This window comes from Paraburkholderia phenoliruptrix, assembly GCF_047325075.1.
In the GTDB taxonomy this organism is placed as follows: Bacteria; Pseudomonadota; Gammaproteobacteria; order Burkholderiales; family Burkholderiaceae; genus Paraburkholderia; species Paraburkholderia phenoliruptrix.
In genome coordinates, this window is sequence record NZ_CP168531.1 from 4015609 (window position 1) to 4033640 (window position 18032).

The window sequence follows — 18032 nt, forward strand, 5'->3', positions numbered from 1 at the left end:
CGACGGGTTGCCGCACGCCGATGCGGGTCGCGCGGCGGCGTGCGGACAGGGTTTTCAGGAAGTCCTGTCGACGCTTTCCCGTGTGTTACATTTCGTCGTTAATTCGCAAAACTACCATACGCCCACCCGCCGCAGCATGTCCGAGCGAAACGAATCCGCCGACCCGCAGGAAACCGGGCAGGCCCGGCCTGTGAGCGGAAGCGACCACGTCGTGCTGCGCCGGACGCTTCACGTCCTTCTCGCGCTCGCGCTCGTCCTGTATTTCATCGCGGCGGGGCTCTTTCTTGGCTTGCGTTATGGGGTGCTGCCGCGCGTGGACAGCTTCCGGCCGCACATCGAGGCGACCGTCTCCGACAAGCTGCACGCGCAGTTCACCATCGGCAAACTCGCGCCGCATTGGACCGGCTTCCAGCCGGGGCTCGACATCACGAACCTCGTGATACGCGACCGTGACGGCAAGCCCGCGCTGACCATACCGCACGCCACCGCGACGCTGTCGTGGCGTTCGCTGTGGCAGTTTCGTCCGGTGCTTTCCAGCCTGATCGTCGATCAGCCCGACGTGCTGATCGCGCGCGGCGGCGACGGCGTGCTGTCGGTCGCCGGCGTGCCGGTGCCGACGCGTCACAGCGGCAACGACATCCTCTCGACATGGCTCGTGCGCCAGGAAGCGATCGTGGTTCGCGGCGGCGTGCTCCGTTGGCGCGACGCCCAGCGCGACGCGCCAGAACTCGCGCTGCACGACATTCGCATTGCCATTCTCAACGAAGGCTACGATCACCGACTCGCGCTTCAGGCACCGCCGGACGGCCAGCTGCTGCACGGCCCGCTCGATTTCCGCACGCACTTCCGCCATACGCCGCTCTCGGCGATCGGCAAGCCGGTCAACTGGAAGGGGCAAGCTTATGTGTCGACCGGCCCCGTCGACCTGCCCACGCTCGCGCGCTATATCAAATTCCCGATCGAGACGTTTGCCGGCCGCATCGACAATGCCATCTGGGTCGATTTCGCCGACGGCCGCATGAGTTCGGCAAGCGGCCAGATGGCCGGCGCGGATGTCGCCCTGCGCGTGCGGCCCACGCAGCCCAAGCTGCTTTTGCCGGTGGCGAATTTCGGCTGGCGCGTGCAAGCCCAGCAAGGCGACTACACGCTGCAACTGAACGACCTGCGGGCCGAACTCGGCCAGCCGCCGCTGGAGGACGGCACGCCGCTCACGCGCACGCTCTCGTTCCACACGCTGAATGGGCACTACCGGATGGCGTCGCAGCAAAACGGGCAGTTGATCAGCGTCTCCGGCGACCGCGTCGATCTGGGCATTCTCGCCGAATTCAGCCGCGCGCTGCCGCTGCCGCGGCCACTGCTGAACAATCTCGTGCGCTATAACCCGCGCGGGCTCGTCGCCAACTACGTGATCGAAGTGGAGCGCGGCAAGCCGGAATCGGGCGAACCCGGCGGCGACCGGCACGCGACGGGCGCGGAGCCGATCGAGCGCTATCGCTTCCAGGGCGACCTGCAAGGTATCAGCATCGCCGCGCAGGAACCGCCGCCCGGGCTCACGGCGCGCAATCACCCGCGCGCCGGCATTCCGGGTATCGAGAACCTGTGGGGCCGCGTGGATGCCGACCAGCATCACGGTAGCGCAACGCTCGACACGTCCAACGTCGCGATCACGCTGCCGGGCGTATTCGACGATCCGCGCCTGAAGCTCGACCGCCTGCATGGCCGTGCCGACTGGACGATCTCGCCGAAGGCGCCCGGCGAGAAACATCCGGCGTTCACGGTCAAGCTGGCCGACTTCGGTGTCTCCAACGCGGACGTCGCGGCCACCGCCACCGCCGACTACAGCAACCCCGGCCACGGCCGCGGCTCGCTGGATCTGACAGCGGACTTCGAGCGCGCGCAGGTGTCGCGCATCGTCCGCTATCTGCCGACCAGCATCAGCGAGAAGCTGCGCATCTATCTCGGCCACGGCTTGCAGGCCGGCATGTCGCACGGCGCAAAGATCGAGGTGCACGGCGACCTGACGAAATTCCCTTACTCGCGCGATCCCGAGGCGGGCATTTTCCATATCGTCGCGCCCTTCAAGGGCGGCAAGTTCGACCCCACGCCGTACCCGCCGCGCAAGATGCGCAACGGCACACCGAACGTTTGGCCGCCGCTCGACGGCATCGACGGGGTGTTCGAAATCAGACAGAACGTGCTGCGCTTCGACATCGACCGCGCGCGCTACAAGCGCGTGGCATTGCGCGGCGTGAACGGCAGGATCGACGATCTCGGCACGCGCGAGTCCAACCTCGTCATCAAGGGCGACGGCCTCGGTCCCCTCGCCGACATGCTCGACTATGTGAACGAAAGTTCGCTCGGCATCATGGCGCGGCATCAGACCGAGAAGATTCGCGCCGACGGGCCGGCATCGCTCGCGCTCAAGCTGACGGTGCCGCGCACGCCCAAGCCGCATATCGGCGTGGAAGGCGCGCTCGGCTTCCAGAACAACCGGCTGAGCGTGGAGAACGTGCCGCCTCTCTCTCAAGTGAAGGGCAAGGTGCGCTTCACCGAACACAGCGCGCAGACCGAGCGGCTCACCGCGCAGTTTTTGGGCGGCGACATGCGGGCAAGCGGCGGGCTCAAACCCGACGGCACTTACGCGCTCGATCTCGCCGGCCATATCGCAGTGGATGCCGCGCGCAGCCTCGATCTGCATGGTCCGGCCGCGCAGGTGCTCACGCGCATGAGCGGCAGCGCGCCGTATGCGCTGACCGTGCGCGGCGTGAAAGGCAAGCTGCCGCAAGTGACCGCCGACTCCGACCTGAGCGGCCTCGCGCTCGACTTCCCCGCGCCCTTTAACAAACCGGTGGGCACGCCGATGCCGCTGCACCTCTCCGCCGGTCCGTCGACGCTCGCCGGTGAAAGCGGACTCGAACGCGCGGAGCTGAATTTCGGGCCGATTGCCGCGCGCTATCTGCTGCACTATGAGCCGAAAAGCCCGCTCACGGTGGTGCGCGGCGCCATCGGCGTGAACCGGCCGGCCGACTTGCCGTCGGAAGGCGTGATCGCCGCGGTCGACGTGGACGCCTTCGACGCCGACGCCTGGCGCGCGCTCGTTGCCCAGTTGCGCAGCAACGAAGCGCCCGCCGCTTCGCCGTCTTCGGCCGCTTTGCCGCCTTCGCCCAGTCCGGCCCCGCCGGCCACGCCAAACCCGACCGTCGCGCAGTTCCTGCCGAGCCGCTTCGCGCTGCACATCGGCACGCTGACGCTGCTCAAGCGCCACTGGGAAAGCGTGATCGTCGGCGCTTCGCACGCGGACGGCAAATGGCAGGCGAATATCGCGTCCAACCAGGTGTCGGGCCACGTCTCGTGGCTGCCGGGCGCCGACAAGGCGTCGCCGGGTACGCTGCAGGCGCGCTTTGCGCGCGTGGTGATTCCGTCGGTCGCGGACAAGGATCTGCTCGGCCAGGCCATCTCGGCGCCGGCGCAGAACATGCCGTCAATCGACCTGGTCGTCAACGAACTGATCGTGCGCGACCGCAATATCGGGCAGCTGGAAGTGGCCGCGCACAACTTCACCGAAGACGGCGTGCCCGTCTGGCAACTGGACAAGCTCGACATCGAGAATCCGTCGGCCACGCTCACTGCCACGGCCAACTGGCGCACCTCGACCGAGCTGGGTAATACCGCCGACGAAACCACGCCGCGGCGCACCGTATTCGATTTCAAGCTCGACATCAAGGACGCGGGCGGCCTGCTCCAGCGCTTCGGCCAGCCTCGCACGCTGAAGGCGGGCAGTGGCACGTTGACGGGCAAGATGGTGTGGCGCGGCGGCCCCACCGCGATCGACTATCCGACACTCAACGGCAATGTCGCCGTCGACTTGCGCCACGGGCAGATTCTCAAGGTCGATCCGGGCGTCGCGAAGCTGCTCGGCGTGCTCAGCCTGCAAAGCCTCGCGCGCTTCGCGACGCTTAACTTCCGCGACGTGATCGGCGAAGGCCTGCCGTTCGAGCACGTCACCGGGACGGCGCAGATCCGCAACGGCATCGGCCGCACCGAAAACTTCGAAATGGTGACCGCGCCCGCACGCGCCGAAATGAAAGGCTCGGTGGATCTGGCGCAGGAGACTCAGGACCTGCACGTGCAGATTGTGCCGACGGTCAGCGCGGGCGCGGCGGTGGTCGCGGCTGCCGTGGTCAACCCGCTGCTCGGACTGGGCGCGCTGGTGGCCGACCTCGCGTTCAGCAAATCGGTGTCGCACGCGTTTGCGCGCGAGTACGCGATCACGGGCTCGTGGTCGAAACCGCACATCGAGCGGGTCAAGAGCGATCGGGGTAAGATGGACGCTCCAGCTTCGACCGTCGGCGCCAATTGAGCTTCGAGCCGCGCGCCCAGCCGACCGCCTGACTCGCCGCGCCCCGGGCGCGCTGATCAGCGCAGCCGGGGGCACTTTCCGGTGGAGCACGCGGCGCCGCGCCGGCGGCCAGAGCGAACCCTGAACGACGTAGGCGGCGCCGGGTGCTGCGCCGCCTTGCCGGGAGTTTTCCGAAACGCTCATGAGCGAAACACACGCCTCTTCATCTTCGTCCCCTGCTACGTCCCACGCCTCGTCCGCCGCTGCGCCGCATGCCGCCGGGCGGGAGCTGACGGGCGGCGCGCCGGGCACTTTCCGCGTCGCCGCGCTGCAAATGGTGAGCACGCCAGATCGCGAGCGCAATCTCGCGGAGGCCGGGCGCCTGATCGCCGAAGCCGCCGCAGACGGTGCTCAGCTGGTTCTCCTGCCCGAGTACTTCTGCTTCATGGGCTTTAAGGACACCGACAAGCTCGCCGTGCGCGAGGCCTACCGCGACGGCCCGATCCAGCGTTTTCTCGCCGATGCCGCGCGCCGCCACAAGCTATGGGTGATCGGCGGCACACTGCCGGTCACGGCGCCGGAGCCGTCGCGCGTATTGAACACCACGCTCGTGTTCGATCCGCACGGCAATGAGGCCGCGCGCTACGACAAGATCCATCTGTTCAACTTCGAAAAAGGCGAGGAGTCGTTCGACGAGGCGCGCACCATTTGCCCCGGCGACGAGGTCCGCACCTTCGAGGCGCCGTTCGGCCGCGTCGGCCTGTCGGTCTGCTACGATCTGCGCTTTCCTGAGCTGTACCGGCGCATGGGCGATTGCACGCTGATGGTGGTGCCGTCGGCGTTTACTTACACGACGGGCCGCGCCCACTGGGAAATGCTGCTGCGCGCCCGCGCTGTCGAAAACCAGTGCTACGTGCTGGCCGCCGCGCAAGGCGGCAAGCACGAAAACGGCCGCCGCACCTGGGGCCACAGCATGCTCGTCGACCCGTGGGGCGAGATCGTGGCGGTGCGCGACGAAGGCGCCGGCGTGGTCGCGGGAACGCTCGAACGCGCGCGCATCGACGAGGTGAGGCAGAGCTTGCCCGCCTGGCGTCATCGGGTGCTGAGCTAGCAAGATTGACATTGAAAGTGCGGCGCGCCTCACGCAGGGAGTGACGGTCGCGCTAACCGAATCCTTCGTATCGAGCAGAACATACTTCGCATGAACATCATCGAACCCGGTATCCGTAATCTCGCCACCGCCAAGGACATCCTCCTGACGCCGTACGGTCTCGACGAATCGCTGCTCACGCGCACGCTCGCCGAAATCTTCACGCATCGCGTCGACTACGCGGACCTGTATTTCCAGGCGACGCGCAGCGAAGCGTGGAGTCTTGAGGAAGGCATCGTGAAGTCGGGCAGTTTCAGCATCGACCAGGGTGTCGGCGTGCGCGCCGTGTCGGGCGACCGCACGGCTTTCGCGTATTCGGACGATTTGTCGCCCGAGGCGATCCGCCAGGCGGCCATCGCCACGCGCGCCATTGCCAAGGCCGGCGGCGGCAAGCAGAAGATCAAGGTGGCATCGTCGCTGACGGGCATTGCCGGGCGCGATCTGTACCTGCCCGCCGATCCGCTGCATTCGCTCGACGCGACCGCCAAGGTCAAGCTGCTCGAGCGCATCGAACACATGGCGCGTGGCCGCGACCGGCGCATCCAGCAGGTCATGGCGGGCCTCGCCGGCGAATACGACGTGGTGCTCGTCGCGCGCAGCGACGGCGGGTTTGCAGCGGACATCCGGCCGCTCGTGCGGGTCTCCGTCACGGTGATCGCCGAGCAGAACGGGCGCCGCGAGATCGGCAGCGGCGGCGGCGGCGGCCGCTTCGACTACAGCTATTTCACCGACGAAGTGCTGTCGCGCTACGTCGACGACGCGGTGCACGCGGCGCTTGTGAATCTGGAAGCGCGCCCGGCGCCGGCCGGCGCGATGACAGTCGTGCTCGGGCCGGGCTGGCCCGGCGTGCTGCTGCACGAAGCGATCGGCCACGGGCTCGAAGGCGACTTCAACCGCAAGGGCTCGTCGGCATTTGCGGGACGCATCGGCGAGCAGGTCGCCGCGAAAGGCGTCACCGTGGTGGACGACGGCACGCTGCCGAACCGCCGCGGCTCGCTCAATATCGACGACGAAGGCAACCCGACGCAGTGCACCACGCTGATCGAAGACGGTATTCTGAAGGGCTACATTCAGGACACGCTGAATGCGCGGCTCATGAAAATGCCGGTCACAGGCAACGCGCGGCGCGAATCGTACGCGGCGCTGCCCATGCCGCGCATGACCAACACCTACATGCTCAACGGCGACAAGGATCCGCAGGAAATCATCGAGTCGGTGAAAAACGGCTTGTATGCGGTGAACTTCGGCGGCGGCCAGGTCGACATCACGAACGGCAAGTTCGTGTTCTCGGCCTCGGAGGCGTACATGATCGAGAACGGCAAGGTCACTTACCCGGTGAAGGGCGCAACGCTCATCGGCAGCGGCCCGGAATCGCTCAAGTACGTGAGCATGATCGGCAACGACATGAAACTGGATTCGGGCGTAGGCGTATGCGGCAAGGAAGGCCAGAGCGTGCCCGTGGGCGTGGGCCAGCCGACCTTGCGCATCGACCGGATGACGGTTGGCGGCACGGCTTGAAAATCGAGCATACGCATAGTTCGTGCACGTAACGCGCGAAGTATGCGGATTTTCCGCATTTTCCACCTGCGTAGCTTGTCAGGCGCGCTTACCCGGGTTATAAAGTCACTCACCCTTTTTGACCAGCGACCCCATTTCGCCATGTCCGCCAAGTTTTACTTTTACTTTTTTTGGTATCTCAGACCGCTGGCGGATCGAGAGGGGTGTTAGTGCACGTAGAACACCGAGAATTCCCGAAAAACCGCCAGCGAGTCTGGCGGTTTTTTTTCGCCCCAGGTCTTTGCCCATTCGGCCTTTGAACATTCCGTTTTGCACGCGCCGCCTGCGCGAACACGCTACGAACCGATTCAGGAGAACAACATGCCCCCGCACAACACCGACGATGTCCGCATTCGCGAATTGAAAGAGCTCACGCCCCCGGCGCACCTGATTCGCGAGTTCGCGTGCGACGAAGCGGTGTCCGACCTGATCTACAGCTCGCGCACTGCCATGCATCGCATTCTGCACGGCATGGACGACCGGCTGATCGTGATCATCGGGCCGTGTTCGATTCACGACACGAAAGCGGCGATGGAATATGCGGGGCGTCTCGTCGAACAGCGCAAGCGTTTTGCCGGCGAACTCGAAGTCGTGATGCGCGTGTACTTCGAAAAGCCGCGCACCACGGTGGGCTGGAAAGGGCTCATCAACGACCCGCACATGGACAACAGCTTCAAGATCAACGAAGGCCTGCGCACCGCGCGCGAGCTGCTGTTGCGCATCAACGAGCTGGGGCTGCCCGCCGGCACCGAGTACCTCGACATGATCAGCCCGCAGTACATTGCCGATCTGATCTCGTGGGGAGCGATCGGCGCGCGCACCACGGAGTCGCAAGTGCACCGCGAACTCGCCTCGGGACTGTCGTGCCCGGTCGGCTTCAAGAACGGCACGGACGGCAATGTGAAGATTGCCGTGGACGCGATCAAGGCCGCCTCGCAGCCGCACCATTTCCTGTCGGTCACGAAGGGCGGGCACTCGGCGATCGTGTCGACGGCCGGCAATGAGGACTGCCACATCATCCTGCGCGGCGGCAAGACGCCGAACTACGACGCGGACAGCGTGAATGCAGCATGTTCGGACATCGGCAAGGCGGGGCTCGCCGCGCGTCTGATGATCGACGCAAGCCACGCGAACAGCTCGAAGAAACACGAGAACCAGATTCCGGTGTGCGCGGATATCGGCCGTCAAATTGCTTCGGGCGACGAACGAATTGTCGGCGTGATGGTGGAATCGCATCTCGTGGCGGGCCGCCAGGATTTGCAGGAAGGCTGCGCGCTGACGTACGGCCAGAGCGTGACGGACGCGTGCATCGGCTGGGATGAAAGCGTCGCTGTCCTGGAAGGTCTCGCGGAGGCGGTCAAGCAGCGCCGCGTGGCGCGAGGAAGTGGCAACTGATCGGCGTTTTATCGGCTTTTAAGACACGCTTTGCTTTGACAAAAACCCGGCTCGATGAGCCGGGTTTTTTTATTGGATTGGCCGAACGGACGAATGGTGCAGTAGACGCCCTCCAGGTACCGTAACAGCTCATCGCCGGGTCGCGAATGACTTGACCGGGCGGGAGGTTGCGTATAATATTTTGTACATGGAAGGCGGTTATGACGCAGGAAAAAGAAATTCGCTGGCTAGGTTCCAGCTATCGCGATTTGCTTGCCTTTCCCGAAGAGCCGCGCCGGCAAGCCGGGTTTCAACTCGGCAAGATCCAGGCGGGCCTCGACCCCGACGACTGGAAGCCGTTCGACACCATCGGTCCTGGAACGCGCGAAATTCGCATCAGGGAAGAGAACGGTATTTTTCGCGTGATGTACGTCACGAAGTTTGCCGAAGCGCTTTATGTGCTTCACTGCATGCAGAAGAAAACGCAAAAGCTCGCACCGCGCGACAGATTGATTGCCGAAACGCGATACCGCGCCATCATTAACGATAGGAAACCTTAACAATGACGATCGACACCAAAATTCGTCACGTAACCAAGCCCGGCGCGAACATCTTTCTGGAATTGGGTTTTTCGGCCGAAGAGGCAAAGCGTCTGCATGCGGCATCGCAAAAGCAGATCAACGACACGAGGCTGCTCAAGGAGCAGCTCATGACCGAACTCTCCACGTGGATCGAGCAGCATCATCTGAAGCAGGCGGAGGCGGCCGAAATTCTCATGGTCTCGCGCCCGCGGGTGTCGGACGTGGTGAACAAGAAGACCACCAAGTTCACCATCGACACGCTGGTAGAAATGTTGAGCCGGATCGGCAAGCCGGTCACGCTGGCGGTGGGTTAACGCGCGAGCTGCGCGCTGCCTTCACCGGCCGCGGCTTATTCGACTGCGCCTGAACCGAACACTTCCGTGTGAATCCGCGCCGCGTCCACGCCTAGCGCCGTCAGGCCGTCGCGCTGTGCGCGCATGAACGGCACCGGTCCGCAGATGTAATAGTCGGCATCCGGCACGATGATCCGATCGGCGATCTGAGCCACGTCGAGACGACCTTCGAAGTCGTAGTCGATGCCCTTGCGGTCGCCTGCGTCCACGGCTTCGTAGAACACCACGCGCTTCAGGTTCGGATGTGAGGCAACGGTCTCGTTGAGCCACTCGCGGAATGCATGCACGCGGCTGTTACGGCAAGCGTGCACGAAAGTCACGCTCCGCTCGCTGCCGTCGGCAAGCAAGGTCGAGAGCATGGAGGTCATCGGCGTGACGCCCACCCCGCCGCTCATCAGGACGACCGGCGTGGTCTTCTTGCGGTCGAGCGTGAAGTCACCCATCGGCGCGCTCACGTGTACGATCGTGCCCTCTTCCACGCCTGCGTGCAGCAGGTTCGACACATGGCCCGGCGCGGCGTCTTCGCGGCCGTCTTCGCGCTTCACCGAGATGCGCAGCCACTTGCCGTGCGGCGCGTCGGACAAGCTGTATTGACGCGGCTGGTCCACGCCCAGCTTGTCGACAAAGCGCGTCACGCTGACATACTGGCCCGGCTCGAACCCACAGGCAGCGGTGCCGTCGGCGGGCGTCAGATAGAACGACGTGATCTCGTCGCTCTCCACGTGCTTGCGGGCCACCTTGAACGGGCGGAAGCCGCTCCATGCCGCGCCCTGGTAAAGCTTCGCCTCGGTGCCGACAAAAATGTTCGCGAGTTGCCCATAGGCGACTTCCCACGCGTCGAGCGTCGGCTGATCGACCGCGTCGCCGAGCACGTCGACGATGGCGCCCAGCAGATGGCGGCCGACAATCGGATAGTGTTCCGGCCGGATGTTCAGGCTCGCGTGCTTGTTGGCGATTCGCGAGACCGCCGGGCCGAGCGCGCCCAGATTGTCGATGTTGGCCGCGTAGGCATAGACGGCGCGCGCCAGCGTTTCCGGTTGATTGCCGCTTTGCTGGTGCGTCTGGTTAAACAGATTCTTCAGTTCCGGATGATGCGCGAACATGCGCTTGTAGAAGTGCTTCGTGATGGTCGTGCCATGTTCGGCCAGAACGGGAACCGTTGCTTTGACGCGGGCAATCTGATCGGCGGTAAGGGCGGTCATTTGTACTTCTCCTTAAAGATGCATGAAGAATACATGTTTAAGGCAGTTCTTTCTCTCAGACAGATTGTCGCAGTCTGCTCGGTTGCCGTCGTGTGATCCTACACGGTGTGGGGCAACTGCCTAACCGTGACCTCGGTCGTGCTGCCAGAGAACGTCGGTGCCACCGTCAGCGCGGTTCAGCACCCGTGCAAGTACAAAGAGCAAATCTGACAGCCGATTCACATACTGACGCGGCGCCGCGTTGATCGTCTCTTCTTCGCCGAGCGCGACGATCGCCCGTTCGGCGCGGCGGCACACCGTTCGGCAGACGTGCGCGAGCGACGCGGCCCGCGAGCCGCCCGGCAAAATGAATTCCTTGAGTGGCGGCAAGGCCGCGTTGTGGTCGGCGAGCCAGCCGTCGAGCTGGGCAAGATGGCGGTCGGTGATCATGGTGTGGCCGGGAATGCACAGCTCGCCGCCAAGGTCGAACAGGTCGTGCTGGATGGCCACCAGTGCCGCGCGCACGTTCTCCGGCAGGACTTCGCACAAGAGCACGCCGAGGTTCGAGTTGAGCTCATCCACGTCGCCGATTGCTGCAATGCGCGCGCTGTCCTTGCGCACGCGCCGGCCGTCGCCTAGGCCCGTGGTGCCGTCGTCGCCGGTGCGCGTTGCAATCTTGCTCAGGCGGTTGCCCATGATGTCTCCCGTTTCGTTCGGTGATGTGCCGGTGCCGGCTGTGCAGTGTGCGGTTGGCAATCCGTCGGCGGACCGGTTGGTCTATGCGTCTCGCGCGTCACGCAACCGCGTCAGGCACCACCGCGTTAACCATATTGCACGCGTCGCGTGGCCGACGCCATTATAGGAGCGATGGGCGCGTGGGGAGCGGAGTGAGGCGGCACGGCTGGGCCCGGCTGAATGAAGCCGGCCAGCGAATAATCGGCGTTAGAATGAAACATCTGCTGCAAAGTGGTTTGTGCGGTAACGTTAGTCGGTACCCGTATCGGTAGATGTGGTCGAGTCAGTGCTCGCTGGCGCCAGCCCGTGCCGCCAGGTGAGGCCGAGCTAACGCTGACGCTAAACAAGGAGACACGTGTGAATCAGCTTGTTCCGCCGGCCCCGCTGCGCCGGCCCTTCCCCCCGGCGTTGCTCAACGCGCTCACCGATGCCTTCGGCGAACGCGCCTCCGTCGCACAAGCCGTGCGCGAACACCACGGCCGCGACGAATCGCCATTCGATCCGCAACTGCCCGACGCCGTCGTCTTTGCACGCAGCACAGAAGACGTCCAAACCATCGTCAGGCTTTGCAGCCAATACAACGTACCGATCATTCCCTACGGCAACGGCTCGTCGCTCGAAGGACATCTGCTCGCGGTGCAGGGCGGCGTGTCCATCGATCTGTCGGAAATGAACCGCGTGCTGTCAATTAACGCCGAAGATCTGACAGTCACCGTCGAGCCCGGCATCTCGCGCAAGCAGCTCAGCGAGGCGCTACGCGATACCGGTCTGTTTTTCCCGATCGACCCCGGCGCGGACGCGAGCATCGGCGGCATGTCGGCCACGCGCGCGTCCGGCACGAACGCGGTGCGCTACGGCACGATGCGCGAGAACGTGCTCGGCCTGACTGTGGTGTTGGCGGACGGACGCGTCATCAAGACCGGAACGCGGGCGCGCAAGTCGTCCGCGGGTTATGACCTGACGCGGCTTTTCGTCGGGTCGGAGGGCACACTCGGCGTCATCACCGAGATCACCGTGCGTCTTTATCCCCAGCCGGAAGCCGTCTCCGCCGCGGTCTGCGCGTTTCCGTCGATGGGCGATGCGGTGCGCGCCGTCATCGAGACTATCCAGATCGGCGTGCCGATTGCACGGGTGGAATTCGTCGACGCGCTCGCGATCCGCTCCATCAACCGCCATTCGAACCTGACGCTGCGCGAAGCGCCCACGCTGTTCTTCGAATTCCACGGCACCGAAGCCGGCGTGAAAGAACAGGCCGAGCTCGTGCAGGAACTCGCCGCGCAGAACGGCGGGGAAGGGTTCGAGTGGGCGACGCGGCCGGAAGACCGCAGCCGTCTGTGGAACGCGCGTCACAACGCCTATTTTGCAATGCTCCAGTTGAAGCCGGGCTGCCGCGCGGTCACCACCGACGTCTGTGTGCCGATCTCGCGCCTCGCCGAATGCGTGGTCGAGACGGAGCAGGATCTGAAGACATCGCCGCTGCCTTGCCCTATCGTCGGCCATGTCGGCGACGGCAATTTCCACGTCGCGATTCTGATCGATCCGAACAAGCCAGAGGAACTGGTCGAGGCCGAGCGTCTGAACCATCGCATCGTGCAGCGCGCGTTGCGCATGGACGGCACCTGTACCGGCGAGCATGGCGTCGGCCTGCACAAGATGGCGTTTCTACTCGAAGAACACGGCGACGTCGCGGTCGATACAATGCGCTCGATCAAGCACGCGCTCGATCCGCACAATCTGATGAACCCCGGCAAGATCTTCAGCTGGGCGGCATAAAGCGGCGTAAATAGAGGGACGCGCATCATCGACGCTGGATCAGACGCAACAGCGCGGCGGCCGCGCATAACGGCGGCCCACAGCGGCGGCAACGGAAATGGAAATGGAAATGGAAATGGAAATGGAAACGCTAACGCCATCGCCATCGCCAACGCCAACGCCAACGCCAACGCCAACGCCACAGTAGCAGCGCCAACGAGCGATGCGTGATAGGCAAGAGGAGACGACTCACATGAACGCACCCGCCGAACTGACGGCTGAAGTTCTCGCCCAGCGCCAGCGCGAAGTCGTGCAGGCGCTGATGGCGGTGCTGCCGAACCACTGTCTGCTGTATCGCGATGAAGACACCGTCGCGTACGACTGCGACGGCCTCGCCGCGTATCGCCGGCTGCCGCTTGCGGTCGCGCTGCCGGAAACGGAATCCCAGGTTCAGCGCATCGTGCAGATCTGCCACCGCCTCGGCGTGCCGATCGTGCCGCGCGGCGCGGGCACCGGCCTTTCCGGCGGTGCCATGCCGATCCGCCACGGCGTGGTGGTCTCGCTCGCGCGCTTCAGGAAGATCCTCGAGGTCGACTCGTACGCGCGGACCGCCACCGTGCAGCCCGGCGTGCGCAATCTGTCGATTTCGGAAGCCGCCGCGCCTTATGGGCTGTACTACGCGCCGGATCCGTCGTCGCAAATAGCCTGCACGATCGGCGGCAATGTGTCGGAAAATTCAGGCGGCGTGCACTGCCTCAAATACGGCCTCACCGTGCACAACGTGCTGCGCGTGCGCGCGGTGACCATGGAAGGCGAGATCGTCGAATTCGGCTCGCTCGCGCCCGACGCGCCCGGCCTCGATCTGCTTGCCGTGCTGATCGGCAGCGAGGGCATGTTCGCCATCGTCACGGAAGTCACCGTCAAGCTGATCCCGAAACCGCAAACGGCACAGGTCATCATGGCCAGTTTCGACGACGTCGTGAAAGGCGGCGACGCAGTCGCCGGCATCATCGCGGCGGGCATCATTCCGGCCGGCCTCGAGATGATGGACAAGCCCGCCACCCGCGCCGTCGAAGAATTCGTGCATGCCGGCTACGACCTCGACGCGGCGGCGATCCTGCTGTGCGAATCCGACGGCACGCCGGAAGAAGTCGCCGACGAGATCGTACGCATGACCGCGGTGCTGCGCGAGCAAGGCGCGACGCGCATCCAGATTTCGCGCACTGAAAGCGAGCGGCTGCGCTTCTGGTCCGGCCGCAAGAACGCCTTTCCGGCCGCCGGCCGCATCTCGCCGGACTACTACTGCATGGACGGCACCGTGCCGCGCCGCAGTATCGGGCCGCTGCTCTCGCGCATCGAGGAGATGGAGAAGAAGTACGGCCTGCGCTGCATCAACGTGTTTCATGCGGGCGACGGCAACATGCATCCGCTCATTCTCTTTAACGGCAACGACCAGGACGAATGGCACCGCGCGGAGGCGTTCGGCTCCGACATCCTCGAAACCTGCGTGGAACTGGGCGGCACGGTCACGGGCGAGCACGGCGTCGGCATCGAGAAGATCAATTCGATGTGCGTGCAGTTCTCACCCGAGGAGCGCGATACGTTCCACGCCGTCAAACGCGCCTTCGATCCGCCCGGCCTGCTGAACCCGGACAAGGGCATCCCCACCCGCGCGCGCTGCGCCGAATACGGCAAGATGCACGTGCGCGGCGGTCTGCTGCCGCATCCGGAGCTGCCGCGCTTCTAGCGTCACGCATCGCGCATAGCCCGGCGCGGCGGGGTGTCCACTCATCCCACCCTGATTACCCGGATGCGGGTCCGCTCCGGGTTGCCAGCGCGCCCCCGCCCGGTACAATCGTTCGAAACACAACGAAGCAGGGCATCATGGAAGAGGACGACATCGTCGCCATGTGGTCGGAGCGCGTACGTTCCGCCAGCGCCGAGGGACGCGCGTTGCGCGTGCGCGGCGGCGGCACGAAAGACTGGTACGGTCAGACGCTGGAAGGCGAGATCCTCGACACGCGCGCTTATCGCGGCATCATCGCGTACGACCCGGCGGAGCTGGTCATCACCGCACGCGCAGGTACGCCGCTCATGGAAATCGAAGCCGCGCTCGCCGAGCACAATCAGATGCTTGCCTTCGAGCCGCCGCACTTCGGGCCGCAGGCCACCTTCGGCGGCTGCGTGGCCGCGGGCATTGCAGGGCCGCGGCGTCCGTCGGCGGGCGCCGCGCGCGACTTCGTGCTCGGCGCCGTCATCATGAACGGTCAGGGACAAACGCTCCGCTTCGGCGGCCAGGTGGTGAAAAACGTCGCCGGTTACGACGTCTCGCGTCTCATGGCAGGTTCGCTCGGCACGCTGGGGCTGATCCTCGAGTTGTCGCTCAAGGTGCTGCCGCTGCCGCAGGCCGAAGCCACGCTCAAGTTCGACATGAACGGCACCGACGCGGTCCGCAAGCTCAACGAATGGGGCGGCCGCCCGCTGCCGATCACCGCGAGCGCGTGGCGCCACGGCACACTCGCGGTGCGTCTCGCGGGCGCGGAAACCGCGGTCAAGTCCGCGCGCTCGGCGCTGGGCGGCGAAGTGGTCGACGCGGTCGAGGCCGAACGCTTCTGGGCCGGCCTGCGCGAGCAAACCGACTCGTTCTTCGCCGCCATTCCGCCGAAGGCCGCGCTCTGGCGGCTCGCGTTGCCCTCCATCACCGAGCCGCTGCAACTGCCCGGTGCGCAATTGATGGAATGGGGCGGCGCCCAGCGCTGGTGGATCACCGACACCGACGCGCAAACGGTGCGCATCAGCGCGAAGCAGGCAGGCGGCCACGCCACGATCTTCCGTTCCGGCCTCGGCTATGACCGCGGTGCCGGCGTGTTCACACCGCTCCCCGCGCCGCTGATGAAAATCCATCGCGGCCTGAAAACCGCTTTCGACCCGGCCCGCATCTTCAATCGCGGCCGTCTCTACCCCGACTTCTGAGCGCGCGATGCAAACCAATCTCGCGGATTTCATTCGCAATACGCCCGATGGCGCCGAAGCCGACGCCATTCTGCGCAATTGCGTGCACTGCGGTTTCTGCACGGCCACCTGCCCGACTTACCAACTGCTTGGCGATGAGCTCGACGGCCCGCGCGGCCGCATCTATCTGATCAAGCAGATGGTGGAAGGCGCGCAGGTGACGCGCAGCACGCAAGTCCATCTGGACCGGTGCCTCACCTGCCGCAATTGCGAGACGACGTGTCCGTCCGGCGTGCAGTACGGCAAGCTCGTGGAAATCGGCCGCAAGATCACCGAGGAAAAAGTGACGCGGCCGCTCGGTCAGCGTCTCACGCGCAGATTGCTCGCGAGCTTCGTGCCGAACAGCGCGCTCTTTACGCCGACCATGCGCCTCGGCCAGCATTTCCGCGCACTGCTGCCGAGGAAATTGCGCGACAAGGTGCCGGCGCGGCAGCGCCCGCTTGTCTGGCCGACCGCCCGGCACGAACGCAAGATGCTGATGCTCGCCGGCTGCGTACAACCGTCGATGATGCCCAACGTCAACACCGCCACCGCGCGCGTGCTCGATGCGCTCGGCGTCGAAACCGTGGTCGCGCCCGACGCCGGCTGCTGCGGCGCGATCCGCCTGCATCTCGGCTACAACGACGAAGCGCTCGACGACATGCGCGCCAACATCGACGCATGGTGGCCGTATGTCGAACAGGGCGTCGAGGCCATCGTGATGAACGCGTCCGGTTGCGGCGCAACGGTCAAGGAATACGCGCACCTGCTGCGCGACGATCCAGCCTATGCGGAAAAAGCGCGCCGCATCGTCGAATTGACGCGCGACATCGCCGAAATCCTGCCGGACTTCGAAGAAGAACTCGTCGCGGTCACGCGCCGGCGCGCGATCCACACCGTGGCGTTTCATCCGCCGTGCACGTTGCAGCATGGACAGCAGGTGCGCGGCACCGTCGAGCATCTGCTGACGAAACTCGGCGTGGAAGTGCGCCTGCCCGTCGACAATCACCTGTGCTGCGGCTCGGCGGGCACTTACTCGCTCACGCAGCCGAAGCTCTCTTACGCATTGCGCGATCAGAAGCTCGAGCGGCTGCAGGCGCAGGAGCCGCAGGTGATCGTGTCGGCGAACGTCGGTTGCATTTCGCATCTGCAAAGCGGCACGTCGACGCCGGTCGCGCACTGGATTGAACTGGTCGAGCACATGCTGTCCGTATAATCGGGGCATCGACTTTATCGACCTGAGGTCCGCTCTGGTTCGTTCCATGCCCGATCTGATTCACAACCTCGAAGCGGTGCAGCAGCGCATCGCCATGGCCGCCCACGTAGCGGGGCGCGACGCGCGTTCCATCGCGCTGCTCGCCGTCTCGAAGACCTTTCCCGCCGAAGACGTGCGCGCCGCCCATGCAGCCGGTCAACGCGCGTTCGGCGAAAACTACGTGCAGGAAGCGCTCACGAAGATCGAAGCGCTCGCCGATTTGCGCGCGTCGCTCGAATGGCATTTCATTGGTCCGCTGCAGTCCAACAAGACGCGGCCGGTGGCCGAGCATTTCGACTGGGTGCATTCCGTCGATCGGTTGAAGATCGCGCAGCGGCTTTCGGAGCAGCGGCCGGATGCGCTGCCGCCGCTCAACGTGTGTTTGCAGGTCAACATCAGCGGCGAGGCATCGAAAAGCGGCGTCAGCGTCGACGAGGCCATGCAGGTAGCCCGTGACATTGCCGCGCTGCCGAGGCTCCGGTTGCGCGGCCTGATGGCGATTCCCGAGCCGGCCGGCGGCATCGACGAGCAGCGTGTGCCGCATCGCCGCCTGCGCGAGCTGTTCGAGCGACTGCGCAGCGACGGCTTGGCGTTGGACACCCTGTCCATGGGCATGTCGAGCGACCTGGAGGCGGCCGTGCTCGAAGGCGCGACGATCGTGCGCGTGGGCACGGCAATCTTCGGCGCGCGCGATTATTCGCATTAAGCGGCCGCAGCCGTAGTTGCAGACGCGGCTGCAAGCACCGTTTCAGAAGCTCAATCAA

At 65.0% G+C, this 18032-nt stretch carries 14 protein-coding genes; 11 read left to right on the top strand and 3 right to left on the bottom strand.

Annotation, left to right across the window (positions count from 1 at the left end):
• Positions 1-136 precede the first annotated feature (136 nt).
• The 3 genes from ACEN8U_RS29740 (at position 137) to tldD (ending at position 7007) form a co-directional block, all read left to right on the top strand.
• Entirely contained in the window at positions 137-4360 is a 4224-nt protein-coding gene (locus tag ACEN8U_RS29740; protein ID WP_310105157.1) for a YhdP family protein, read from the top strand.
• A gap of 181 nt (positions 4361-4541) precedes the next feature.
• Positions 4542-5450: a carbon-nitrogen hydrolase family protein gene (locus tag ACEN8U_RS29745; RefSeq protein WP_310105154.1), complete on the top strand. Its 909-nt coding sequence runs from the start codon at positions 4542-4544 to the stop codon at positions 5448-5450.
• A 90-nt stretch (positions 5451-5540) separates the two neighbouring features.
• Positions 5541-7007, top strand: coding sequence for a metalloprotease TldD (gene tldD / locus ACEN8U_RS29750; protein WP_013587170.1), 1467 nt, complete (start codon positions 5541-5543; stop codon positions 7005-7007).
• Between the two features lie 105 nt (positions 7008-7112).
• Here the strand turns inward: tldD and ACEN8U_RS29755 are convergent, their stop codons facing one another.
• Positions 7113-7295 (bottom strand): hypothetical protein, encoded by a 183-nt coding sequence (locus ACEN8U_RS29755; protein ID WP_167330859.1) that lies wholly within the window; start codon positions 7293-7295, stop codon positions 7113-7115.
• Between the two features lie 72 nt (positions 7296-7367).
• Between ACEN8U_RS29755 and aroG the strand changes: the two genes are divergently transcribed.
• From aroG to ACEN8U_RS29770, 3 genes are all read left to right on the top strand, one after another.
• Positions 7368-8441 carry a 3-deoxy-7-phosphoheptulonate synthase AroG gene (gene aroG / locus ACEN8U_RS29760; protein WP_013587169.1) on the top strand — a complete coding sequence of 358 codons (1074 nt, stop codon included), beginning with the start codon at positions 7368-7370 and terminating at the stop codon, positions 8439-8441.
• A gap of 200 nt (positions 8442-8641) precedes the next feature.
• Positions 8642-8980: a type II toxin-antitoxin system RelE/ParE family toxin gene (locus ACEN8U_RS29765; RefSeq protein ID WP_015001656.1), complete on the top strand. Its 339-nt coding sequence runs from the start codon at positions 8642-8644 to the stop codon at positions 8978-8980.
• Positions 8981-8982: 2 nt separating this feature from the next.
• Positions 8983-9315, top strand: coding sequence for a helix-turn-helix domain-containing protein (locus tag ACEN8U_RS29770; protein WP_015001655.1), 333 nt, complete (start codon positions 8983-8985; stop codon positions 9313-9315).
• 35 nt (positions 9316-9350) lie between these two features.
• Here the strand turns inward: ACEN8U_RS29770 and hmpA are convergent, their stop codons facing one another.
• Positions 9351-10556, bottom strand: a complete 1206-nt coding sequence (gene hmpA / locus ACEN8U_RS29775; RefSeq protein ID WP_310105151.1) for an NO-inducible flavohemoprotein — start codon at positions 10554-10556, stop codon at positions 9351-9353.
• A 120-nt stretch (positions 10557-10676) separates the two neighbouring features.
• Entirely contained in the window at positions 10677-11231 is a 555-nt protein-coding gene (locus ACEN8U_RS29780) for a cob(I)yrinic acid a,c-diamide adenosyltransferase (protein WP_015001653.1), read from the bottom strand.
• 396 nt (positions 11232-11627) lie between these two features.
• Here ACEN8U_RS29780 and ACEN8U_RS29785 point away from each other — a divergent pair, with 396 nt between their 5' ends.
• From ACEN8U_RS29785 to ACEN8U_RS29805, 5 genes are all read left to right on the top strand, one after another.
• On the top strand, positions 11628-13043 hold the full coding sequence (locus tag ACEN8U_RS29785; RefSeq protein ID WP_310105149.1) for an FAD-linked oxidase C-terminal domain-containing protein: 1416 nt from the start codon (positions 11628-11630) through the stop codon (positions 13041-13043).
• A 232-nt stretch (positions 13044-13275) separates the two neighbouring features.
• Entirely contained in the window at positions 13276-14769 is a 1494-nt protein-coding gene (locus ACEN8U_RS29790) for an FAD-linked oxidase C-terminal domain-containing protein (RefSeq protein WP_015001651.1), read from the top strand.
• A gap of 137 nt (positions 14770-14906) precedes the next feature.
• Positions 14907-15995: a glycolate oxidase subunit GlcE gene (glcE, locus tag ACEN8U_RS29795; RefSeq protein WP_310105147.1), complete on the top strand. Its 1089-nt coding sequence runs from the start codon at positions 14907-14909 to the stop codon at positions 15993-15995.
• 7 nt (positions 15996-16002) lie between these two features.
• Positions 16003-17229 carry a glycolate oxidase subunit GlcF gene (glcF, locus tag ACEN8U_RS29800; protein WP_013587161.1) on the top strand — a complete coding sequence of 409 codons (1227 nt, stop codon included), beginning with the start codon at positions 16003-16005 and terminating at the stop codon, positions 17227-17229.
• Positions 17230-17275: 46 nt separating this feature from the next.
• The gene (locus ACEN8U_RS29805; RefSeq protein WP_013587160.1) at positions 17276-17974 is read left to right on the top strand and encodes a YggS family pyridoxal phosphate-dependent enzyme; all 699 of its coding nucleotides are present in this window, start codon (positions 17276-17278) and stop codon (positions 17972-17974) included.
• The last annotated feature ends 58 nt before the right edge of the window (positions 17975-18032 follow it).

What these genes read in the sequence shown, in the direction of transcription:
- ACEN8U_RS29740 (WP_310105157.1), top strand. Translation starts at nt 137, where the DNA reads ATGTCCGAGCGAAACGAATCCGCCGACCCGCAGGAAACCGGGCAGGCC.
- ACEN8U_RS29745 (WP_310105154.1), top strand. Translation starts at nt 4,542, where the DNA reads ATGAGCGAAACACACGCCTCTTCATCTTCGTCCCCTGCTACGTCCCAC.
- tldD (WP_013587170.1), top strand. Translation starts at nt 5,541, where the DNA reads ATGAACATCATCGAACCCGGTATCCGTAATCTCGCCACCGCCAAGGAC.
- ACEN8U_RS29755 (WP_167330859.1), bottom strand. Translation starts at nt 7,295, where the DNA reads ATGGGCAAAGACCTGGGGCGAAAAAAAACCGCCAGACTCGCTGGCGGT.
- aroG (WP_013587169.1), top strand. Translation starts at nt 7,368, where the DNA reads ATGCCCCCGCACAACACCGACGATGTCCGCATTCGCGAATTGAAAGAG.
- ACEN8U_RS29765 (WP_015001656.1), top strand. Translation starts at nt 8,642, where the DNA reads ATGACGCAGGAAAAAGAAATTCGCTGGCTAGGTTCCAGCTATCGCGAT.
- ACEN8U_RS29770 (WP_015001655.1), top strand. Translation starts at nt 8,983, where the DNA reads ATGACGATCGACACCAAAATTCGTCACGTAACCAAGCCCGGCGCGAAC.
- hmpA (WP_310105151.1), bottom strand. Translation starts at nt 10,556, where the DNA reads ATGACCGCCCTTACCGCCGATCAGATTGCCCGCGTCAAAGCAACGGTT.
- ACEN8U_RS29780 (WP_015001653.1), bottom strand. Translation starts at nt 11,231, where the DNA reads ATGGGCAACCGCCTGAGCAAGATTGCAACGCGCACCGGCGACGACGGC.
- ACEN8U_RS29790 (WP_015001651.1), top strand. Translation starts at nt 13,276, where the DNA reads ATGAACGCACCCGCCGAACTGACGGCTGAAGTTCTCGCCCAGCGCCAG.
- glcE (WP_310105147.1), top strand. Translation starts at nt 14,907, where the DNA reads ATGGAAGAGGACGACATCGTCGCCATGTGGTCGGAGCGCGTACGTTCC.
- glcF (WP_013587161.1), top strand. Translation starts at nt 16,003, where the DNA reads ATGCAAACCAATCTCGCGGATTTCATTCGCAATACGCCCGATGGCGCC.
- ACEN8U_RS29805 (WP_013587160.1), top strand. Translation starts at nt 17,276, where the DNA reads ATGCCCGATCTGATTCACAACCTCGAAGCGGTGCAGCAGCGCATCGCC.